The organism is Shewanella marisflavi (assembly GCF_002215585.1).
Taxonomy (GTDB): Bacteria; Pseudomonadota; Gammaproteobacteria; order Enterobacterales; family Shewanellaceae; genus Shewanella; species Shewanella marisflavi.
In genome coordinates this window covers 550,348-572,778 of the sequence record NZ_CP022272.1, presented here as the reverse complement: position 1 = coordinate 572,778, position 22,431 = coordinate 550,348, and the positions used below count along the sequence as shown (strand labels likewise).

Here is a 22,431-nt window from a genome sequence, read left to right as displayed (position 1 = left end):
CAAATCTAAATTAAGTACACTTTAAACGAGCGACCTGCGGCCGATAAAGTGTTAATTGGAAGAGCCTAACACAGCTCGCGCCTGTCTCAAATCGAAATGCTCATCAACTTTCAAATAAGCGACCTTCTCCTCAAGTACCACAATGGCCTCGGCCACCCCTGGCAATTGCGATAGTTCAGTCGCCATCGCGCGAGCCTGATCTTTACCTTCCACCACTGCTTCAAGGGTATAGCTCTTTAACAACACAGGGTTTTGCATTCCCAGCGTTAGCAGTAACCAGATACACATCAATCCAAGCGCCACGGCAAAGACGCCCGCCGCCCCCAGTAACTGGTAAGCCCCACCGCCGAGCAAACCACCACAGAAGGCGCCGAGGAACTGACTGGTGGAATAGACCCCCATGGCCGATCCCTTGTCGCCCACAGGGCAGAATTTGGCGATCAGGCTAGGTAAGGAGGCCTCAAGATAGTTAAAACCGGTAAAGAAGAGCACCACGGCCACACTCAACACCATCAGACTATCGGCAAACATTGCCATGGCAGCTAAGGCCGCAATCATGATCATCAGCGCAACTTGAAAAGTCGCCTTAGTGTTTTTCTTTTTCACCCCTATGATGATCAGCGGCACCATCAGGAAGAAAGCGCCCACAAAGGCAGGGAAATAGAGCATCCAGTGCTTCTCTTTCACCAGACCGGCATCGACAAGATCCAGCGGCAAAGCAACAAACACTGCGGTTAATACCAGGTGGAGAATGAAGATCCCCGCATCCAAACGAAACAGTTGAGGATCGGTAAGCATCGCCTTGAGCTTAGCCGGCGCCGCGACCGTGTCGCCTTTAGGGGCCTGACTTATAGGCGTCGGCACTAGCAGCTGCACTATCACCATACCCAGCAGGGCAAGGCCTGCGGTCATGGCAAACAAGCCTGAAAGACCTAAATGCTCAGCCACAATAGGGCCAACCAGCAAAGATAAGGCAAACGAGAAACCTATGCACATCCCTATGATAGCCATCACCTTGGTACGTTGCTCATCCCGGGTCAGATCGGCGGCCAGCGCCAACACAGCCGCCGCAATCGCCCCCATTCCCTGCAGCGCACGACCAGCAACGACACCATAAATGGAATCGGCCGAAGCGGCCAACAAGCTGCCCAGCGCAAACACTGCCAAACCAATCAGAATGATAGGTTTACGGCCATACTTATCTGATAAGATCCCCATTGGGATCTGTAAGATGGCCTGAGTTAATCCATATGCCCCGATGGCAACGCCTACCCATAAGGGAGAAAAGCCTTCAAGGTGTTGTCCGTATAACGCAAAGACAGGCATGATCATAAACAAGCCCATCATGCGCAGCCCAAATACACTGGCTAGTGAAAACGCGACTCTTTTCTCAGTCTTAGACAGTCCATTATTGGCCATTGTTCGCCCTGATCTGTATCCATAAATAAGTCGCGCAGTTTATCATGAAGCATGGAAATAGCTCAAAAAGAAAAGTAAAAGCTGCGACCAAAATGCACTATTACCATTCGCCTATCGCTAGATCACAAGCTTGGCTTTTCTATGACCTAACTCAATTTTTATGCGATAATCAGTCTCTTTTTCGGCACAACCAGAGAGACAGATGGACAAGATTGAAGTACGTGGCGCCCGCACCCACAATCTCAAAAACATCAACCTGACGATCCCCAGAGATAAGCTAATCGTGATCACTGGCCTGTCGGGTTCAGGAAAATCCTCACTCGCATTCGATACCCTCTACGCCGAGGGGCAGCGTCGTTATGTCGAATCCTTATCGGCTTATGCGCGCCAATTCCTAAGCCTGATGGAAAAACCCGATGTAGACCATATCGAAGGTCTGAGCCCGGCGATCTCCATCGAACAGAAGTCGACCTCACATAACCCGCGCTCTACCGTAGGAACCATCACAGAGATCTACGACTACCTGCGTTTATTATTTGCCCGTGTCGGCGAACCCAGATGTCCGACTCATAACCAGCCGCTGGCGGCGCAGACCGTTAGCCAGATGGTGGACAAGGTATTGGCACTGCCAGAAGGCAGCCGGCAGATGCTGCTGGCGCCGGTGATCAATGATCGCAAGGGTGAGCACGTTAAGCTGCTCGAGAGCCTAGCCGCCCAAGGTTTTATTCGCGCCCGTATCGACGGCGAAGTCTGCGATCTGTCCGATCCTCCAACGCTTGAACTGCATGTGAAACACACCATCGAAGTGGTAGTGGATCGTTTTAAAGTGCGCGATGATCTGCAGCAGCGCCTGGCTGAATCTTTCGAAACCGCGCTGGAACTCTCAGGCGGTATTGCCACTGTCGCCTCTATGGATGGTGACACCGAAGAACTGCTCTTTTCGGCCAACTTTGCCTGTACCCACTGTGGTTACTCCATGGCCGAGCTTGAGCCGCGCATCTTCTCCTTTAACAACCCGGCCGGCGCCTGCCCTACCTGTGACGGTTTAGGGGTGCAGCAGTTTTTCGATGCCGACAGGGTGATCACTAACACCGAACTGTCGCTGGCTGGCGGCGCCATTCGCGGCTGGGATAGACGTAACTTCTACTATTTCCAGATGCTTACCTCTTTGGCTGAGCACTACAAATTTGATGTCGAAGCCCCTTTCGAGAAGTTGAGCGCCAAGATACGCAATATCGTCTTGCATGGCTCAGGTAAGGAGAGCATCGCCTTCAAATACATCAATGATCGCGGCGACGTGGTGGTGCGCAACCACCCCTTCGAAGGGATCCTGAACAACATGGACAGACGCTACCGCGAGACCGAATCCAACTCGGTACGCGAAGAGCTGGCCAAATATATCAATACTCAGGCCTGTCAGAGCTGTGGCGGCTCGCGCCTGCGGGAAGAAGCCCGTCATGTGTTTATTGAAGACCTCAACCTACCAAGACTCACCGAGTGGTCTATCGGTGAGGCGATGGAGTACTTCGAACAACTGACCCTAAGCGGGCAAAGAGCCCAGATCGCCGAGAAGATCCTCAAAGAGGTGCGCGATCGCCTCGGTTTCCTGGTCAACGTCGGCCTCAACTACCTCAGTCTGTCGCGCTCCGCCGATACTCTGTCTGGCGGTGAAGCCCAACGTATTCGTCTCGCCAGTCAAATCGGCGCAGGCTTAGTCGGCGTCATGTATGTGCTGGATGAACCTTCTATCGGCTTACACCAACGAGACAACGAACGCCTGCTCAATACCTTGATCCACCTTAGGGATCTCGGCAATACGGTGATCGTGGTCGAGCATGACGAAGATGCCATTCGTATGGCGGATCATATTATCGATATCGGTCCCGGCGCCGGGGTGCACGGCGGTCAGGTGATCTGCGACGGTCCGCTAAAAGAGATCATTGCCTGTGACGAATCGATCACCGGCCAATATATCTCGGGTAAGAAGCAGATTCAGATCAGCGAAAAGCGCGCCCAGTACGATGCTAGCAAGGTCATAGAGCTATTTGGCGCTTCGGGCAACAACCTGAAAAACGTCGATCTCACTATCCCCGTCGGTCTGTTTACCTGTGTCACCGGGGTATCGGGCTCGGGCAAATCGACCCTAATCAACGATACCTTCTATAAAATTGCCCATCGCCAGCTGAACGGTGCCACGGTAGATGAACCCGCGCCCTATCAGAAAGTCACTGGTATGGAGCACTGCGACAAGGTGGTGGATATCGATCAAAGCCCTATCGGTCGCACGCCGCGCTCTAATCCGGCCACCTATACGGGAATTTTTACCCCAATCCGTGAGCTATTTGCCGCCACCCAGGAGGCGAGAACCCGTGGTTACAAGCCGGGACGTTTCTCCTTCAACGTCAAGGGCGGTCGCTGCGAGGCCTGTCAGGGCGACGGCCTGATCAAAGTCGAGATGCACTTCTTGCCGGATGTGTATGTGCCCTGTGACGCCTGTAAGAGCAAGCGCTATAACCGCGAGACCTTAGAGGTACGCTACAAGGGAAAGAACATTCATGAGGTGCTTGAGATGACGGTCGAGGAGGCGCGCGAATTTTTCGACGCCGTGCCAGCCATCGCCCGTAAGCTGCAGACGCTGATGGAAGTAGGTCTCTCCTATATTGGCCTTGGGCAGAGCGCCACTACCCTCTCAGGCGGCGAGGCCCAGCGGGTCAAGCTCGCCAAGGAGCTGTCTAAGCGCGATACCGGCAAGACACTCTATATCCTCGATGAGCCCACCACAGGTTTGCATTTTGCCGATATCCAGCTGCTGCTCGATGTGCTGCACCGCCTCAAGGCCCACGGCAATACTATCGTCGTCATCGAGCATAATCTGGATGTGATAAAGACCGCCGACTGGATCATCGACCTTGGCCCAGAAGGCGGCTCGGGCGGCGGCACCATACTGGTCAGCGGCACGCCGGAGCAGGTGGCAGAGCATAAAAGTTCACACACGGCCCGCTTCCTTAAGCCGCTGCTAAAGGGTTAATCCTAACTCAACCCTTCAAAAGCCAGCCTCACCGGGCTGGCTTTTTTGTTTCCTTTATTGAGCAAACCTCGGTAGGTTAGGAGTTTTCATCCAAAGGGTATCACTGAATTGACAACCCCTCTTGCCACAGACCCTGCTCGTCAGCTGATCCGCTTGCTGCTTGTGTGCATAGTCACAACGAGCCTAATGGGCTGTGCCAATACCCAGCCCACCTGCAGCGAAGAGTATCGTCTCACCTGGGCCAATCAACAAATGCTATATGAGCGGGTCGCCACGCTGAGTTCTCCAGCCTACATGGGACGCAAGACAGGCACAGAAGGCGCCGCCCTCGCCCGAGAGTACATTATAGAAGCGATGCAGGGCGCAGGACTCACCCCTTGGCAGGGCAAATTTTCACACGATTTCGAATACAAGTATCAATTCAGTACTCGCATCGGCACCAATGTGATCGGCACGCTACCCGCCACCGCGCCCAGTGACCGCTGGCGAGTCGTGGTGGCCCATTATGATCACTTAGGCAAACAGGGCTCCAAACTCTATGGCGGCGCCGACGACAACGCATCTGGTGTCGCCGCCTTGCTGGAAATAGCCGCCCACATAGCCAGTCAACCAAGAGAAGCCAACCTACTGTTTATTGCCACAGATGCTGAAGAACCTGGACTGTATGGTTCCAAGGCGTTTGTCGACGGTTTGATGGCGCCAGACACTCAGCTCGTGCCAGAACAGATCGAATTGGTGATCAACCTGGATATGATAGGCCGACCGGCACGTAACGCCCGCATCTATCTCGAGGGGCGTCGCGGATTTAGCCAATTCGACACCTTGAAGACTGAGTTGGAACAAACTGTCAACCTCTGTATTCGCGCCAATCATCCCCCCGAAGCGGGCAAAACCATTCAGCGTATCGACTGGTTAAGAGCTTCAGATCATTATCCTTTTCATAAAGCAGGCATTCCCTGGCTCTACTTCGGGGTCCCACCCCATAAGGATTACCACCAACCTGGCGATGACATATCCAAGATAGATGTTAATTTTCTAGCCGCTGTTACGGAAACTGCCTACAAACTGTTAATAATTGATAGTTATCTTTTAAATAACTAATATAAAACACAGGGAATTTTGTATTTCTGAAAAATGTAACTCATTGTTAAATATCTGTTTAAATTAACCGCACTCCTGCTTTACTGCTAAAATTATGCCAAGTGGTGGAAAGATATCTCACTTACTGGTATAATAATCGGCTTACTGATTCGTTTTCGGTGCGGGAAGTCGACACGGGGTTGATTTTCTGTCTTTAAAATCTTTTGGTGCAGTCTCTGCACTTAGTTACACCACAAGGCTACAACCCATGTCATCCAGTGAAAAAACTTTCCGCGAACTCGGCCTGTCCGAGCCTTTGTTGCGTGCTCTTGACGAGCTAGGTTACGAAAAACCTACGCCAATTCAAGCAGCTAGTATCGATCCCCTCATGGAGGGTAAAGATATTTTAGGCCAGGCACAAACCGGTACAGGTAAAACAGGTGCCTTTGCACTTCCCTTATTAAATGCTATCGACGCCAATGCCAATACTCCACAGATCTTAGTACTCGCGCCAACACGTGAGCTAGCCGTTCAGGTCGCCGAAGCATTTGGTAGCTACTCCAAATTTATGAAAGGCCTGCATGTACTGCCTATCTATGGTGGTCAAAGCATGCACCAGCAGCTTAATGCGCTGCGTCGTGGTCCACAGATCGTAGTCGGCACGCCAGGCCGCGTCATGGACCATATGCGTCGTGGCACCCTGAAGCTTGAAACGCTAAAAGCTATGGTGCTCGATGAAGCCGATGAGATGCTCAAGATGGGCTTTATCGACGATATCGAGTGGATCCTGGAGCATACGCCTAAGCAACGCCAGCTAGCGCTGTTCTCTGCAACCATGCCAGAGCAGATCAAGCGCGTTGCCAACAAGTATTTGCAAACGCCGGTACACATCAGCATCGCCGCCAGCCACACCACGGTTGAGTCAATTGAGCAGCGTTTTGTTCAGGTGTCACAACACAACAAACTCGAAGCCTTGGTACGCGTACTGGAAGTGGAAAACACTGAAGGTATCATCATCTTCGTGCGTACCCGTAACAGCTGTGTCGAATTGGCTGAGAAACTTGAAGCCCGTGGCTATGCCTCGTCACCGCTGCATGGTGATATGAACCAGCAGGCCCGTGAACGCGCAGTAGACCAGCTTAAACGCGGCAAGCTAGATATCTTGATCGCTACCGATGTTGCCGCCCGAGGTCTGGACGTTGAGCGTATCGGTCACGTGATCAACTACGACATCCCATACGATACCGAAGCCTATGTACACCGTATTGGTCGTACTGGCCGCGCGGGTCGTACCGGTATGGCGATTCTGTTCGTCACCCACAGAGAGATGCGTATGCTGCGTACCATTGAGCGTGCGACCAAGAGTCGTATTTCGCCAATGAATGTACCTAGCCCAGAAACCGTTACCGAGCGTCGTTTGTCTCGCTTAGGTGAGCAGGTATCAAACACCATCAACAATGAGTCATTAGACTTTATGCATGGTGCCGTTGCACAGCTTTGTCAGCAGCTGGAAGTGGATACCGAAGCTTTGGCTGCCGCCCTGCTTAACATGGTGCAAAAAGAGCGTCCACTGCAACTGCCACCGATCCAGGAACGCCAGCGCGATAGTCGTGATGAGCGTAACTCACGTGATCGTAGTGAACGTGGTGAGCGCGGCGAACGTAGCCCTCGTGGCCGTCGTGAATCGCGTCCAACGCCAACCAATCTGGGTAAGGCTGACACGCTTAAAGATCATCCAGATGTCAAGATGTGCCGTTACGTCATAGATGTCGGCCGTGACCACGGCGTGGGTGTGGGTAACATTGTGGGCGCCGTAGCCAACGAAGCCAACATCGACAGCCGCTACATTGGCCAGATCCAGCTATTCGATCAGATGACCTCTATCGATCTGCCTGATGGCATGCCAAAAGATATACTGCAACACCTCAAGAAGGTGCGCGTATGTGGTAAGCCACTCAATATTCGCGAAGCGGGAACTGAACTTGCGGGTGCGTCAGATGACAGCCGTCCAGCACGTCGTCGTAAGCCTGTCGGCGAGCGTAAATCTCACCGCAAAGGCGGTAAAGATAACGCTTAAGCGTTAGACGTTTAAAGAAAAGGAGCCTAAGGGCTCCTTTTTTGTTGCCTCACAGGCTAGGTAACCTCTTAGAGACCTGATCGGCAATGGCCAGGCTCGCGGTGAGCCCCGGCGACTCTATCCCTATTAGGTTAACCAATCCCGCCAGGCCATGTTCGGCCTCACCTTGAATAACAAAATCAGATACCTGGCTATCATTCGGGCCCTGTAACTTAGGCCGGATACCCGCATAGTCAGCTTGCAATCTATCAAGCTCAATCTGAGGAAAATAGGCCGAGATAGCGCGGTAAAATGTCGCCTTCAAGCTCTCTGGCACCGCATATTCTTCACCGCTGCTTCGCGGCAAGTAAAGGGTATCAGGACCAAATTTGAGTTGACCCGCCAAGTCTAAGGTTGCATGAATCCCCAGACCTTTAAGACCGGGCTCAGGCACGGGATAGATAAGATGGCGAAAAGGACTCTTCCCTTGATAGGAAAAATAGTGCCCCTTGCACCAATGCAAGGTAGGAATAAACGCACTACCCAACCCCTCTATCTTACTGGCCAGCTCACAGGCATAAAGCCCGGCGCTATTAATCAAATAATGGGTATCTATCTGCAGCACTAATCCATCATTTACCAGCTCTATGCTAAAGCCATTGTTGTGGGCGCTCGCCCCCATAAACTCAGTATGCGCAGCAAAAATCACCCCATTTGCCTCGGCTTCAGCCAATAGGCTATACATATAGCCATGGCTGTCTATGATGCCGGTTGAGGGAGAAAATAGCCCGCCCGCCGCCTTAAGCGCAGGCTCCAGCTCCGCCAATTGCCGACGACTCAGGGGCTCGAGATCTTCCACCCCATTGGCCCGTCCTTGCTCGAGCAAGGCATCTAGCTTAGCCTCCTGCCCCTTATGGCTGGCAACTATCACCTTGCCGAGGGGGTTAACCGCGATGCTACGGCGGGCACAATAGGCATAGAGGTCATGTTTTCCCTGCACACACAGTCTCGCCTTCAGGCTTCCAGTGGGATAATAGATCCCCGCATGGATCACCTCACTGTTGCGGCTGCTGATCCCTGTACCTATGGCCTCGGCGCGATCGACGAGCAGCACCCGCTTAAAACGCTGGCTGAGCCTGGCAGCCACCGCAAGCCCGACTACCCCGGCGCCAACGACCACTGCATCCATCTTATCCATCGCCCGCTTTCTCCCTTAATTTATATCCGGTTAATCAAAAAGATAGTCGCCGTCCCAACCGGGCCATACTACCAACATTAAGCATCATCGGCTTATAACAGACCCAGAGACCCACTGATACTAACCGTAAAACTCACCTTGAATCACGCTTCTACATTAGCACTTAAGTACTATGGCACTATCCGTTAGTTACTGATAGTAATAGTGATTAACATTTTACAAAAGGAGTTTGGCATGCAGCGAATCGTGAATCAGCTTTTGTTAGCTGCTGCTCTGGTCGCAATAACCTCTACCAGTAATGCATCCCAGTTGTCCGCCTGTAATACGGCGGAATGTGAAGATTACTTTAACGCTTATACCATCTTAACCAAGCGTGGCCATTCGAGTGCCATGGCGACCCTTGGTGAACTCTACTATTCAGGCTACGGTACAGAGCAAGATAAAGATAAAGCCTTTAAATGGTTTAGGCGTGCTGCCAAATTTGGCCACACCACGGCGCAATACAAAGCGGGGATCATGTATCTACAAACCTCGGCACATCAAGATATCGATAAGGGGATCAATTTATTAAAGCGCAGTGCTAAGGCTGCTTTTTCCCCAAGCGCACTGGCCCTTGGCAAGATATATCTACAAAATACCTTAACCGAACCGGATCTCGAAGAGGCCGACAGATGGCTCGCTCTAGCCTATAAACTCAATAATTTAGAGGCTATGAAATTCACCAAGGCACTTAGAGAATCACCCGACACTCGCTCACTCAAGCTGCCTAAAGCCTTTGCTCTTGTCGATGCAGAAAAGCCAATAGCGCCAGACAGTAAAAACGCCATGGAAGAGATGGAAGTGATTCTCGTCGAAGCGCCTGACTTTGCCGCTTACTTCGATGAGGAGATCGCACAGCTTAACCGTAGTCGCCCTGACACAGCGAAAGGCACGGGCTCCAGCATCGCCGGACGCACTTGTACAGATATTTGGGCCTGTAGCAGCGAAGGAGACAATGAACGCATTCGAGATACCTTGCTGTCAGACTGGGGAAATATCGCATTAGCTTCAAACATTAGATAATTTTGACTTCAACATGTCGTACTTATAGCCATGTATAGCTAGAAGAGTTGAACATGATCGGCTCTAAGAAAGGGACTAAATGATGAAGAACACACTCAAAGCACTCTCGCTCGGACTCAGCCTATGGGCACTAACCTCATACAGCTACGCAGCCGGGCTGCCTGAATGTGACACGGCAGAATGTCAGGAATATTTCAAAGCCTACACCATTTTAACCAAACGAGGTCACTCGGATGCGATGGCGACTCTTGGCGAGCTCTATTATTCAGGCTATGGCACAGAAAAAAATCCTGAGAAAGCACTCAAATGGTTTAGACGCGCCGCCAAGTTTGGCAATACCACGGCTCAATATAAAGCAGGGATCATGTACCTGCAGCAAACCGACTATCAAGATATCGACAAAGGTATCAGCCTGCTGAAGCGCAGTACTAAGGTCGATTTCTCACCCAGCGCCTTCGTATTAGGCAAAATCTATCTTGGTAATGAGCTCGTCATACAGGATCTCGCCGAAGCCGATCACTGGCTGTCAAAGGCCTATGAGCTTAATAATCAGGAGGCGCAAAAATTTGCCAAACAACTAAAAGGCTCTGAGCTTGGCAAAACAGTAGCACTACCCAAGCTCTATAGCCTGATCGACGCCAAAAGCGCCGACAAACCCGGCAGCAATGCGCCCGTCGGTGAAATGGAAACCATTACGGTGACGGCACCGGATTATACGCAATATTTCGATGACGAAATTCTTCGTCTTAACCATAGCCAACCCGATACAGAGAAGGGCACAGGCTCAAATATTGCCGGACGTACCTGCGCCGAGATGTGGGCCTGTAGCAGTGAAGGAGATGGCGATCGTATTCGCGACTTCCTCCTGTCTGACTGGGGAGCCGCAGCACTTATTTTCAGATAACTTAACACTTCAACATGTCGTACTTTAGGTCACTAACGACTTAAGGGGTTGTACTCAACCAACCACCTCAATAGGATGTTTAAAATGAAAAGGATAATCAAATCGCTCTCTATAGGCTTAACCCTGTGGGCGATCAGCTCCAGCAGTTATGCTTCAGGCTTGTCTGAATGTGATTCAGCCGAGTGTAAGGAATACTTCAAGGCCTACACCATTTTAACCAAGCGGGGTCACTCAGATGCCATGGCAACCTTAGGTGAACTCTATTATGCGGGTCACGGCACAAAGAAAAACCCTAAAAAGGCACTCAAATGGTTCCGACGTGCGGCTAAATTTGGCAATACTACGGCACAATACAAGGCTGCAGTCATGTATCTTCAAGATACCGACTATCAGGATGTCGATAAGGCTATATCTTTATTGGAACGTAGCCTGAAAGTCGATTTTTCACCGAGCGCCCTGATACTGGGTAAGATTTATCTCAATGACAATCTCGTCAAACAAGATCTTGCCGAAGCAGACAAATGGCTATCTAAAGCCTACGAACTAAACAATGTTTCTGCCAAAAACCTTGCCAATAAGCTCAAAAACTCAGAGCAGGAAAAAAACCTAGCACTTCCAAAGTTATACGCCTTGGTCGAAGCCGATAAAAACGCTAAACCAGGCAGTAATGCCCCTGTTGGTGAGATGGAAACCATTACTGTTACGGCCCCCGACTATCATCGCTATTTCGATGATGAGATCGCCCGTCTCAACACCACTCGCCCCGATACCGAATCGGGTACTGGTTCCAAAATCGCCGGCCGAACTTGTGCCGAGATGTGGGCTTGTAGCTCCGAAGGGGACGGCGAGCGTATAAGAGATGTAATGTTATCTGACTGGGGAAAAGAAACGCTTGCCTTTAGACTCAATTAAATAAGCAACGCCCCGAGCGCTCGTTAGAGGATAAAAAAGAGGCAATTTCGCCTCTTTTTCTTTTTAAAGCCTGTCGAAATCAACCCTGTACGCCAGCGCATCGCAACGCAAATACTCGGCACAATCGTTGTTCAATTTATGGTCGACACATTCCATGACCACTATGCCATTGGCCCCTAGCTTTTGCGCCTTATGCTTTAAATTACCCACTAACAAAGATTCTGTTGGTCTTGGCTGGCTCGAACGCATCCTGCAAAAGGAGGTTGAAACCTTGCCTAAAGAATCCGCCTTATAACGATGAATCTCCTCCACACTGTACACCTCGACCTTATAAGTCTTCAAAGCTTCCTCTGGTGAAGGGGCAATATTGGCACTTAGGTTTAAATTGCCACATCCTGGTAGCATCAAAACTCCCAACAGGGTTATTGCTATTTTTTTCATTGATGTTTGTCCTTAAATCATACTTTTTTACTTATCGACACGCCTGACACCTAGCAAAGCCTCTTGTTTCAAGGCCTCAGCGCAAACTTGGCAGATACAGCGTTCAGGCGCCAAGTTATCCAGTGCCAACTGGTGTTTAGGCACAAAGACCTGCTGCTGACACCAACAGGTCTCTATCGGACGCTTAGCCGCCATGGCACAAGCATTAGGCTGCTGACACAGGGGGCAGATACTGGCTTTTATATTCATACATTAAAAAACTGAGTGTTAGCCATCAACGGTAACACTCAGTCTTGGGTTGAACAAGTTTAGGGCTTATTGCTTCGCCGGGTTGATGGGATAGGATTGAGTGCCCAGTACGGCCCCCTCTGCTACCGACTGACCATAGTAACCCTGATGTTTGTGGTAACGCTCGGCAAGGTCGGCCACTTTGCCCTCTTTCAGACGTGGATCTTGTGGTCGCTCATGGGAGACCACAAAAGCTGCGACATCCCAGGCATCCTGATGACTGAGCTGAATGCTCTTACCTAAAGGCATGTTCTCATAGATGAAGTTGGCCGCGGTATTCACCCTGTGCATACCCGCCCCCCAGTTAAAGCTGTTTGGTCCCCATAAAGGCGGCAGGCTATAAACCCCTGCCATGGCAACACCTTCGCCGTTTTCACCATGGCAAGATTGACAATGGGCTCGATACACCTGTTCCCCGCGTGCTGGAGAATAGGCCTGCTCTGGCTTGGGAATGGCGGGAAATCCGCGGCCCGGCAATTTAGCGCGCTCATCCAGGCTAGTCGCCTTGGCAATCGCCTCTGGTAAAACAAAGTCCTCCCGCTTGCCCCCTTTAAGCAGTTCTTCATCACTCAGCTCAGGCACAGCCCCCGCTACGCCATATTTGTCCATCAGACCACTCATGGCCAACCAGTAAGAATAAGCCGACAGCGCCACCAATGGCTCACTGCCAGACTCGGGCGCCTTGCCATTCATCGAATAGGTAAAACAGCCCTGGATCCGCTCCTGATAACTGTTTACCTTATCGTTTTTCTTACGATAGGCCGGATAGGCCAGATAGGCGGCCCACAAAGGTGAAGCATTAGCCTTACGGCCGGCATCCATATGACAGTTAACGCAATTAAGCTCATTGCCCACATACTTACCCCGCAGCTGCTGCGTATTCACAAACAGCTGATACCCGAGCCGCACCTTGTCACCGAATGCGCCCTGGGGAATGGTCGAGAGCGCACGCATCTTGAGATACTCAGCGTCAGGGCTTGGCGCCGCCAACTTCAATTCAGCCTGCTTATCGGGCAACTCCCCTGCCTGCACACTATTGCCAAGGGCGATTAAGAGTAAGCCGCTTAGTGTCTGACTCAATAGATTCCTGTTCATTTCCGCCTCCTTTATTTCATCTTGGCAAAATAGTCGGCAAGTGCCGCTATCTCATCTTTACTCAGCTTATTGGCGATATGACTCATCATTCCATCAATATCCCCCTTGCGCGTGCCTGACTGCCAGGCCTCCAGCTGGCTCTTAAGATAACTGGCTTGCTGGCCCGCCAGACGAGGAAACTGGCCACCACCTATCCCCGAGGGGCCATGACAAGTGACACAAGCAGGTAAAGTACGCTGCCAGTCCCCCTGATACACCAAGGTTTCGGCAACCGAATCAAAGGTGAGCTGACTGCCACGCGTGACTATTGTCGGTGCGGGCACAGGCTGCGCCGCGAAATAATCGGCGACCTGACCAATGGCATCTCCCTGCACCGTCATCGCCATAGGCGTCATGGTCGGGTTCTGCCTGTCACCTTGCTGAAACAAGTGGATCTGCTTGGCAATATAGTCTGACGATAAGCCTGCAATTCGCGGCGCAATAGGCTCAATCCCCATCCCCGTAGGGCCGTGGCAACTACCACACAGCGCCGCTGCAGGCGGCATCTCATTGGCGGCTATCGCCTGGTTACTCAAAAAAAGAACGGTCACTCCGATAAGCATTTTGTACATATCAACCTCCTTATTAGCTGTGGTTAATCATAGGAGTAAAACCCCACCACGCATACTGGCAATAGGTATAAAAAAGCCCCGCTGATAAAAGCGGGGCCGGAGGTGATGATAAATGGATTATTTACCCGGTCTGACACCTAAGGTATGGCAGATGGCATAGGTCAATTCGGCGCGGTTTAGGGTATAGAAATGAAAATCCTTCACCCCTTCGCGGGACAACACCTTGACCATATCGATGGCCACGTTAGCACCGACCATCTGGCGGGTAGATGGGTCATCATCTAACCCCTCAAACTGCTTGTGCAGCCATCTTGGAATAGACACATTGGTCATGCCAGCAAAGCGTTTCAGCTGAGTAAAATTGGTCACAGGCAAAATGCCAGGCACTATCTCTACATCTATGCCAGCCGCCACGCAGCGATCACGAAAACGTAGATAAGATTCGACATCGAAGAAGAACTGGGTGATGGCGCGGTTGGCCCCGGCATCAATCTTTTTCTTAAGGTTAATCAGGTCCGCCTGGGCGTTAGGGGCATCGGGATGAACCTCTGGATAGGCCGCCACAGAGATATCGAAATCGGCCACAGATTTCAGCAAGCGCACTAAGTCATTGGCAAAACGAGTTGGCTTAGGGCTTCCCGCTGGGAGATCACCACGCAGGGCGACGATATCGCGTATACCCGAGTTCCAGTAGTGTTTCGCTAACTCCACCAACTCTTCGTCGCTGGCATCGACTAGGGTCAGATGGGGCGCCGCCACTAAGTCTGTCTCTTTTTGAATACGCTCGATCACCCCATGGGTACGATCACGAACGCCAGAATTAGCACCGTAAGTCACGGACACAAACTTAGGATTAAGCGGCTCTAATCGTCTGATAGAGTTCCATAAGATAGTTTCCATCTCAGGTGTGGCCGGCGGGAAAAACTCAAAGGACACATTGATGTCACCATTGAGCTCAGACAAGCTTTGGTTTAACGAATTGGCGTGTTGTGCGTGGTGAAAAGCCATCTTAATTCCCTCAGACCTAGAGCAAAAATATTTTTAGACGTTTGGACGTCTATATGTCCATATACTAGAGAAACTCAGAGTGATGTCAAGCCTAAAAATTGACTCATTGCAAAACAATCTGTTTATAAGATAGTCCGAAAGCGAAACGGCTGACACAGGCAGGCCGATCTCACCGATTCATCCGGCGAAACCCACTGAAAGAGAGATAAAAAGAAGAAGATAAAAAGGTATAAAAAAAGGCCGATGCACGCATCGACCCTTTAGATTACTCTTGCAGAAGATCCCGGCACATCTGCGCCAGATCTGACTGCACCGCAGCCGCCGTCACCTCGCGCCCGGCCCCCGGGCCACGGATGATCAGCGGGTTATCCTGATAAAAATCACTGCGGATCACAAAGACATTATCACCCGGTGTCAGGTTGGCATAGGGATGACTTCTATCGACCCACTCAATTCCCACCTTAGCCTTAAGCTGTCCCTGTTGGCTGTCCAGCGAAGCGACATACCTGAGCACCTTGTTCTGCTCGGCGGCCGCCTGATACTGCTGCAACATCTCGCCATCGAGTTCCGCCATACGTGAAAGGAAGTCATCCAATGGGATCTCAGCCAGAGACGCCGGCACTAATGACTCAAGCTCAATATCATCAAGCTCTATGTCATAGCCTATCTCACGGGCCAGAATCAACAACTTACGCTGCATGTCCCGCCCAGAAAGATCATCGCGTGGGTCCGGCTCGGTGATCCCCAGCCCCTTGGCTTCCAACACCAACTGCGAAAAAGGCTTAGTGGCATCATAGTGCTCAAACAGCCAGCACAGGGTTCCCGAGAAGATCCCGCCAACGGCCTCGATACTGTCGCCACTGTTATGCAGATCGTTGAGTGCATGTTGCACAGGCAAACCCGCGCCACAGCTGGCGTTATAGCGCCAGAACAGACGGCGGTTGCCCAGCTGCTGTTTCAGCTCCTGATAGAAAGCCAGCGGGCCAGACCCCGCCAGCTTGTTGGCGCTGACAATATGAATACCGCGGGCAAAGAACTCAGGATATTGCAGAGTCAGGTCGGCACTGGCGCTGATATCCAAAGCGATCAACTCATCGCAGTCCAGTGCCTGAAGCTGCTCAAACAGATGAGTATATTGCCAGGCTGTACCTCGCTCTTCAAAGGCCTTTTGCCAGGTGTTAAGGTCGATATCTGTCTCACTGAGCAGCGCCTTCTTGGAACTCAGCAGTCCCACTAACTCGACGCTGACCTCCAGCTCCTTATTAAGCACAGGGCGAGCACGCTTAAAGAGATCGATCCAGGCTTCACCTATGTTGCCTATACCCAGCAGCAGGACGCCGATGCGCTTACGTGGACCGGCGCAGCGTCTGTGCACCTTCTGAGTTAACAAATTCACCTGGGCCTTAGGCACTAAGGTCACCAGACTCAAACCATCGTTACACAAAGGATGCGCCTCTCGGCTCAGCAGGCGGGAAAAGCCGCGACGATAGAGGCTGGCGTCGGCACTCACTAAGGCCACTAGGCCGAGATCGTCTCTAAGCTGCAACTCATCGATACCCAACTCGCCAGTATTGGCTTCAAAAATCGCCTGGGCTTGCTTCTGATTCTCATGGGTAAAGGCCAGCTCGGCGCGACCATGAGCCAATGACCAATAGGCCAGTGGCGTCAGCCCTGCACGGGCAAAGCAAGCCAGTAACTGCGGCAACTCGACATCTATGGTCAAGCTGAATAGGCTAACGCTCGGCAGACTGGTCACCACAGGGGCACTGGCCGACGAGCTCTTTGGCGCGATCAGGGTGAAGTCGGTATGGGGGGCATAACTTGAGCGCACCGCCAGGCTAACCTCGGTATCAAACAGAGGCTGCAGGGTACGATTGTGCAGCACAGGGGAGCCCAGATGCGCCAGGCGATTCGCCTCGGTCAGCGACATGCTCTTAAGCAACTTGGCATCATTAATTCGGTTGGGGTCGGCGTTAAACACCCCTTCGACGTCGGTCCAGATGGTGACTCGCTCGATATCTGCCAGACTGGCCAACAGGGTGGCACTAAAATCTGAGCCGTTGCGACCAAGCAGCAGGGTATCACCCTGTTCATTGGCGCAGATAAAGCCGGTGATCACCAGACGCTCTTGAGGATGAGCCTCAAGCAGTGCCTGCACTCTTTGTCTCGACTCGCCTATGCGGATCTGCGGCACGGCGCCTTCATCGGCTACCAGCAGGGTACGGGCATCGACATCCGATGCGGCCACGCCAGATTCTCTCAGCAGCGCCGCCAGCAGACGCGAAGACCAACGCTCGCCGAAACTTACTACCTGGTTACGTTGATAGTCGTTCAGTTCATCCAGCGACAGCAGGCTACTCAGCTGCGACTTGTCGGTCGACAGGCGCTCTCTGAGGCTACGGGCCTGCTCGTTGGAGAGCAACTGTTCAATCAGGTTTTGCTGGTAACTCACCAGCACCTGTAACTCCTCTTGCCATAGCTGATTTGAGTCACACAGCTCCAGCAAGCGGTATAAAAAATTGGTACTCTTACCCGCAGCCGACACCACGATCAAATCATCGCTGTGGCCATGAGTCAGTAAAATGTGAGCGACGCGGCGGTAACAATCTGCATCCGCTAAACTAGAACCACCAAATTTATGCAAATGACATCGTGTCATTTTATGCTCCTCAAACCCTTTAACTACTTACCGCGATAGCCGCTTCTAAACCGGCGAGTATATCTGCCACCAGATCCTCACCATCTTCAATCCCTACAGACAAGCGGATCAGGGTATCTTTTACACCCGCTTCGCGACGCGCCTCTGGGTCCATCGCTCTGTGGGTCATAGTCGCAGGTACTGCCACCAGACTCTCCACGCCCCCCAGACTCTCGGCTACCGAGAAGTATTGTAACGCATCTAAGAAGGCAACGAGTGCCGATTCACCGCCTTTTAACTCAAAACTGAGCATTGCGCCGAAGCCCTTCTGCTGTCTAGCCGCAATTTCATGGCCAGGATGCTCGACAAGGCCCGGATAATACACTTTTTCTACCGCCTTGTGGTCACAAAGCAGGGCCAAAACCTTCTGGGCGTTGGCCTGATGTTCACGAATACGCACCGAGAGAGTTCTTAATCCCCTCAGGGTCAGGTAGCTGTCAAAAGCCGAACCGGTCAGCCCCAAAGTATTAGACCACCAGTGCAGTAACTCGCCGACCTCAGGTTCTTTGGCCACCACGGCGCCGCCGACAACATCGCTGTGGCCGTTAATATATTTGGTGGTCGAGTGCACCACTATGTCGGCGCCGAGCAACAAAGGTTGCTGCAAGATGGGAGACAAGAAGGTGTTATCCACTACAACCTGTGCCCCAACCTGATGGCTCGCCTGTGCAATGGCTTCAATATCGACCACCCTCAGCAGCGGGTTAGAAGGTGTCTCAAGCCACACCATCTTAGGCGCTTGTGATAGCGCTTGGCGTAACGCGACATCATCGGTTTGATCCACTACGGCTAACTTAAAGGCCCCCTTCTTCGCGAGGTTGGTAAAGAGTCGATAGCTGCCGCCATAACAGTCATGGGGCACCACCAAGAGATCCTCAGGCCCCAACAGGCTGGTCACAAGAGTGATGGCTGCCATGCCGGTGCAGGTGATCACGCCTGTAGCCCCTTTTTCCAACTCGGCAATTGCATCGCCCAAGATTGAGCGAGTAGGATTGCCCGAACGACTATAATCGAATGCCCGCGGCTGTTGATGCCCTTCAAACGAGTAATTTGTCGACAGATAGATAGGCGGCACCACGGCACCATGCTGAGTGTCTGACTCTATGCCTTGTCTTACGGCGGCGGTGGCTAGTTTACGCTCTGTCATCTTCAACTCCTCAATTCGAATCTGGGCAGAGACCTCTGGCAAAAGAGATGTCTGGACGTCTAAATGTACCTAAGCCAACGGGTAGCGTCAACAACTTTAGACGTTTAGACGTCCAAACATTTAGAAATCTATTTGCAATTACCAAAAATTAGAGGCAATAATTTGACTGTATTTTGTAAGGGTTTAAAATCTGCACCGAATTTGAGAATTTACAGGTGAGTCAATGACTGAGTGGAATGGCGATTATATCAGCCCCTATGCTGAACATGGTAAGAAGAATGAGCAGGTAAAGAAGATCACTGTATCTATTCCTCTAAAGGTGCTTAAGGTATTAACCGATGAGCGCACTCGGCGCCAGGTCAATAACTTACGTCACGCCACCAATAGTGAGTTACTCTGCGAAGCTTTCTTACATGCCTATACTGGCCAGCCACTGCCGCACGATGATGACCTGTCTAAAGATAAACCCGACAGCATTCCAGCAGAGGTAAAACGCCTAATGACCGAAATGGGCATTGAGTGGGAAGAGATGGAATAACACGGCCACACACTAATCGACAGAGGGATCGCTAGGCGATCCCTCTTTAGTTTTCACACTTAGTCTGGACTATCCCTGTGCCTGCACTTCCGCTCGATCCACAGATCTTGGCGCTCGCCTCGCTTATCGTCTTTGTCGGCGCTCTCACCCAGAGCCTTATCGGCTTTGGCATGGCGATAGTAGCCTCACCGTTACTTTATCTTATCGAGCCCTCATTGGTTCCGGCGCCCGTGATTTTAATGGGTTTCTCTATCGCCCTATTGACCCTATTTCGTGAACGCGGCGCCTTGGAGTTTAATGGGCTGCAATACGCCTTGCTCGGTCGAATCCCAGGTGGATTTATCGGCGCTGGTTTACTCTTGTTCGCCCCACAAGCTATCTTAGGACTCACAATCTCCATCATTGTCGCAATTGCCGTAGTGCTGAGCCTGCTCAGGGTTAGCCTGGTGGTCAATCGACGTTCTCTCTTTAGCGCTGGCGTGATCTCGGGGATCTTCGGCAACATAGCTGCCATCGGCGGTCCGCCATTGGCTATCTTACTCTCGGGCAAAGATGCCAAGCAGTTTCGCGCTGCATTGTCGGCCTTCTTTATCTTCAGTTCCGCCATCGCCATGGTGATCTTAGGGCTGACAGGGCTGCTTACCCCGCAACACTTTTACTCCTCGGCCTTACTACTGCCCTCAGTGCTGCTTGGTTATCTGATGGCAAACCGACTCGTCGGACGCATAGACAAACAAAAGACCCGTATGATGACGCTTATCCTCTGTAGCCTGAGTGCTATCCTATTGGCCGCCAAGTCGATAACGAGTCTGCTATAAAATAGAAAAAGCCGGCAATATTGCCGGCTTTTCGATTATCGCTACCTTAGGCTAAAAATGATAAGAAGTTTGAATCACGCCGCCAAAGGCATCGTCACTGCCCACTAAACCGGTAAGATCTAAGTTAAAGAAGCGCCCTATGGTAAAGCCCGTACCTAAGCTATAGAGGTTACTACTGGTATCTTTCATATCGTGGCGATAACCCAAACGCAGCGCAAACCAATCTGTGGCTCTCATTTCACCACCTATGCGCCAATATTGTGTTTCACCCAGCTCGTCAAAGCGCTTATGACCATTGAGATCCACATCGGACGTCAAACTGAACTTATCCCAATCATAGGCAACACCTAAGGTGTATAAGGCCTCGATGCGATAGGTAAACTGACGCCCCAAGGTCTCAACGGTATCGAGCTTCTGACTCACCAAGTTGCGTCCAGATAGGCCCAGAGTTAAGCCTTCTATGGGCTGCATGGCCACGCCGATATCCAAGTTAAACACGCTTTCATCGTTGCGATACTTGTTGTCGTCAAAGTCATCGACATCGTAGTTATTAGCACTGACCACATAGTTATAGGTATCTATACGCTGAAGCTTGGGAGAAATCCCCACCGCTATCGGCATATTGACTATCGAGAGTGGAAAGCTCAAGGCAAGCCCAAGGTCTGAAATAGCCCCCGCCACCACGGCGCCCTGTGAGTCTAAATCTGTCACCTCTGGAGGATTGTTGGGATCCAGATTCGTCAAGGAATCGATATCGCTCTGCTCTATCACTGCCACGCTCGCCACATCTATATATGTCTTATAGAAAATCGACATGGGCATACGCTTAGTCGGCAGCACCACAGAAAAACCCAGTCCCACCTTGGCGTAAGCGTTCTCGCCATCGAGTGCCTCTAGATCGGAAATCAGCAGATCTCGATAGTTGCTTATGCCCGTCACGTCACCGGCATCGATGGCGGCTTCAAGGCCGTCATAGGAATCCTGCAGAGCGTCAAACTTGTCAATGAGGTCATCGAGGCTGCCCACTTCGGCCCCCAAAGCCGGTATCATCACGGCACCACTAGAGTACTTAGGAGCATGAATAGCTAACAGAGCAGGGTTGATAAAGGCGGCACCTTCGCGGTTAGATGCCGCAACCCCGGTTCCGCCCATGGCATCGCTCCTAGCCTCGCTATAGAGAGAAGCAGCAGACGCCACAGAGACATGGCAAGACAATAACACCGCAATAGCCAAGCTAAGGTATTTCATATCATTCACCCCATTCATTATTCTTGTACTTGCTCTAAAAAACTGACCAAGCTGTATTTAAAGATAGACCATGCCCTCAAAACAGTGACTGCAAAACAGGACAATTTGATAATTTTTTTCACCCCTTTTTAGCCCCAAGCGCCTACAACAATATTTTGCCGACAAACCTGCTCTGCGACTTGAGTTATTGAGCGCATTGGCTGAGCTAAAACAAGTCTAAATACCTATTTAGAGGGTGCTTAAATAACAAAGTGTGATCTTAACCACTCCAATTATTGCTTGGTTTTTCTCGCTAAAAAACAAAAACAAACAATATTTTTCAACAACTTAAGCAACATCCATTAGATTTTTATCCATGATATTTTTATCAATTAGATTTATTTCATGAAGGTGATCAACATCAAATTTACAACTGCCCATTTTTGGTAAATTTTCCAACAAGAAACAAGCATTTTGTTTCATGTTAATAAATCGCTCACAGTAGCGATTAAGGAAAAAGATGATGAAAAACCTATCCAAAATCAGCACCTGTTTACTACTCGCTTTCTGCGTCGGCGGACAAGTCTACGCCGTCGATGGCGGTAACCCTAAGAAAGGCAAACATCTCTACAAAAAAGAGTGCAAAGCCTGCCACAGCAAGGGGGATGCCGCTGGTGAACTCACTCCTATGAGCAAGACCATGAGCCAGTGGGACCGCTTCTTTAAACGCGATATGCACAGCGCTCAACCTGAAGTATTTAAAAAACTCTCCGACAAAGAGCGCTTGGATATTCAGCAATTTTTATACGACCACGCGGCCGATTCCGATCAACCACAAACTTGCGGTTAACCACAGTTTCGTAATCGAAGCGCTCATTCACTGCTCCCGATGAGCGCCTAA

19 protein-coding genes are annotated in these 22,431 nt (G+C 51.1%); 9 read left to right on the top strand and 10 right to left on the bottom strand.

The window, feature by feature from the left end:
- Positions 1-51 precede the first annotated feature (51 nt).
- On the bottom strand, positions 52-1,419 hold the full coding sequence (locus CFF01_RS02555; protein ID WP_033538789.1) for an MFS transporter: 1,368 nt from the start codon (positions 1,417-1,419) through the stop codon (positions 52-54).
- A gap of 202 nt (positions 1,420-1,621) precedes the next feature.
- Between CFF01_RS02555 and uvrA the strand changes: the two genes are divergently transcribed.
- The 3 genes from uvrA to CFF01_RS02540 all read left to right on the top strand — a co-directional run bounded on the left by uvrA (position 1,622) and on the right by CFF01_RS02540 (position 7,604).
- A complete protein-coding gene (gene uvrA, locus CFF01_RS02550; protein WP_088903759.1) occupies positions 1,622-4,447 on the top strand; it encodes an excinuclease ABC subunit UvrA in 2,826 nt (941 codons plus the stop codon).
- A 108-nt stretch (positions 4,448-4,555) separates the two neighbouring features.
- The gene (locus tag CFF01_RS02545) at positions 4,556-5,548 is read left to right on the top strand and encodes a M20/M25/M40 family metallo-hydrolase (RefSeq protein ID WP_232479493.1); all 993 of its coding nucleotides are present in this window, start codon (positions 4,556-4,558) and stop codon (positions 5,546-5,548) included.
- A gap of 247 nt (positions 5,549-5,795) precedes the next feature.
- Positions 5,796-7,604, top strand: a complete 1,809-nt coding sequence (locus CFF01_RS02540; RefSeq protein WP_088903758.1) for a DEAD/DEAH box helicase — start codon at positions 5,796-5,798, stop codon at positions 7,602-7,604.
- Positions 7,605-7,653: 49 nt separating this feature from the next.
- Here CFF01_RS02540 and CFF01_RS02535 read toward each other — a convergent pair whose 3' ends face one another.
- Positions 7,654-8,781, bottom strand: a complete 1,128-nt coding sequence (locus CFF01_RS02535; RefSeq protein WP_088903757.1) for an NAD(P)/FAD-dependent oxidoreductase — start codon at positions 8,779-8,781, stop codon at positions 7,654-7,656.
- Between the two features lie 234 nt (positions 8,782-9,015).
- Here CFF01_RS02535 and CFF01_RS02530 point away from each other — a divergent pair, with 234 nt between their 5' ends.
- From CFF01_RS02530 to CFF01_RS02520, 3 genes are all read left to right on the top strand, one after another.
- On the top strand, positions 9,016-9,843 hold the full coding sequence (locus CFF01_RS02530) for a tetratricopeptide repeat protein (RefSeq protein ID WP_033538793.1): 828 nt from the start codon (positions 9,016-9,018) through the stop codon (positions 9,841-9,843).
- A 79-nt stretch (positions 9,844-9,922) separates the two neighbouring features.
- Positions 9,923-10,747, top strand: coding sequence for a tetratricopeptide repeat protein (locus CFF01_RS02525; protein WP_088903756.1), 825 nt, complete (start codon positions 9,923-9,925; stop codon positions 10,745-10,747).
- A gap of 84 nt (positions 10,748-10,831) precedes the next feature.
- A complete protein-coding gene (locus tag CFF01_RS02520; RefSeq protein WP_088903755.1) occupies positions 10,832-11,659 on the top strand; it encodes a tetratricopeptide repeat protein in 828 nt (275 codons plus the stop codon).
- Positions 11,660-11,722: 63 nt separating this feature from the next.
- Here the strand turns inward: CFF01_RS02520 and CFF01_RS02515 are convergent, their stop codons facing one another.
- The 7 genes from CFF01_RS02515 to metB all read right to left on the bottom strand — a co-directional run bounded on the left by CFF01_RS02515 (position 11,723) and on the right by metB (position 18,947).
- Positions 11,723-12,100, bottom strand: coding sequence for a hypothetical protein (locus tag CFF01_RS02515; protein WP_088903754.1), 378 nt, complete (start codon positions 12,098-12,100; stop codon positions 11,723-11,725).
- Between the two features lie 27 nt (positions 12,101-12,127).
- Positions 12,128-12,349 carry a cysteine-rich CWC family protein gene (locus tag CFF01_RS02510; RefSeq protein ID WP_088903753.1) on the bottom strand — a complete coding sequence of 74 codons (222 nt, stop codon included), beginning with the start codon at positions 12,347-12,349 and terminating at the stop codon, positions 12,128-12,130.
- A gap of 66 nt (positions 12,350-12,415) precedes the next feature.
- Positions 12,416-13,483: a c-type cytochrome gene (locus CFF01_RS02505; protein ID WP_198387112.1), complete on the bottom strand. Its 1,068-nt coding sequence runs from the start codon at positions 13,481-13,483 to the stop codon at positions 12,416-12,418.
- A gap of 11 nt (positions 13,484-13,494) precedes the next feature.
- Entirely contained in the window at positions 13,495-14,085 is a 591-nt protein-coding gene (locus CFF01_RS02500; RefSeq protein WP_232479539.1) for a c-type cytochrome, read from the bottom strand.
- Between the two features lie 126 nt (positions 14,086-14,211).
- On the bottom strand, positions 14,212-15,102 hold the full coding sequence (gene metF / locus CFF01_RS02495; protein WP_033538798.1) for a methylenetetrahydrofolate reductase: 891 nt from the start codon (positions 15,100-15,102) through the stop codon (positions 14,212-14,214).
- 265 nt (positions 15,103-15,367) lie between these two features.
- On the bottom strand, positions 15,368-17,761 hold the full coding sequence (locus tag CFF01_RS02490; RefSeq protein ID WP_088903751.1) for a bifunctional aspartate kinase/homoserine dehydrogenase II: 2,394 nt from the start codon (positions 17,759-17,761) through the stop codon (positions 15,368-15,370).
- A 19-nt stretch (positions 17,762-17,780) separates the two neighbouring features.
- Complete coding sequence (metB, locus tag CFF01_RS02485) at positions 17,781-18,947, bottom strand: cystathionine gamma-synthase (protein WP_088903750.1); 1,167 nt, start codon at positions 18,945-18,947, stop codon at positions 17,781-17,783.
- Between the two features lie 223 nt (positions 18,948-19,170).
- On the opposite strand from metB, the gene metJ reads away from it, so the two are divergent.
- Positions 19,171-19,485 (top strand): met regulon transcriptional regulator MetJ, encoded by a 315-nt coding sequence (gene metJ / locus CFF01_RS02480; protein WP_033538801.1) that lies wholly within the window; start codon positions 19,171-19,173, stop codon positions 19,483-19,485.
- A gap of 77 nt (positions 19,486-19,562) precedes the next feature.
- Positions 19,563-20,303, top strand: a complete 741-nt coding sequence (locus CFF01_RS02475; RefSeq protein ID WP_088903749.1) for a sulfite exporter TauE/SafE family protein — start codon at positions 19,563-19,565, stop codon at positions 20,301-20,303.
- A 51-nt stretch (positions 20,304-20,354) separates the two neighbouring features.
- Here the strand turns inward: CFF01_RS02475 and CFF01_RS02470 are convergent, their stop codons facing one another.
- A complete protein-coding gene (locus CFF01_RS02470; RefSeq protein ID WP_088905856.1) occupies positions 20,355-21,551 on the bottom strand; it encodes a conjugal transfer protein TraF in 1,197 nt (398 codons plus the stop codon).
- A 499-nt stretch (positions 21,552-22,050) separates the two neighbouring features.
- On the opposite strand from CFF01_RS02470, the gene CFF01_RS02465 reads away from it, so the two are divergent.
- Complete coding sequence (locus tag CFF01_RS02465; protein WP_088903748.1) at positions 22,051-22,380, top strand: c-type cytochrome; 330 nt, start codon at positions 22,051-22,053, stop codon at positions 22,378-22,380.
- The last annotated feature ends 51 nt before the right edge of the window (positions 22,381-22,431 follow it).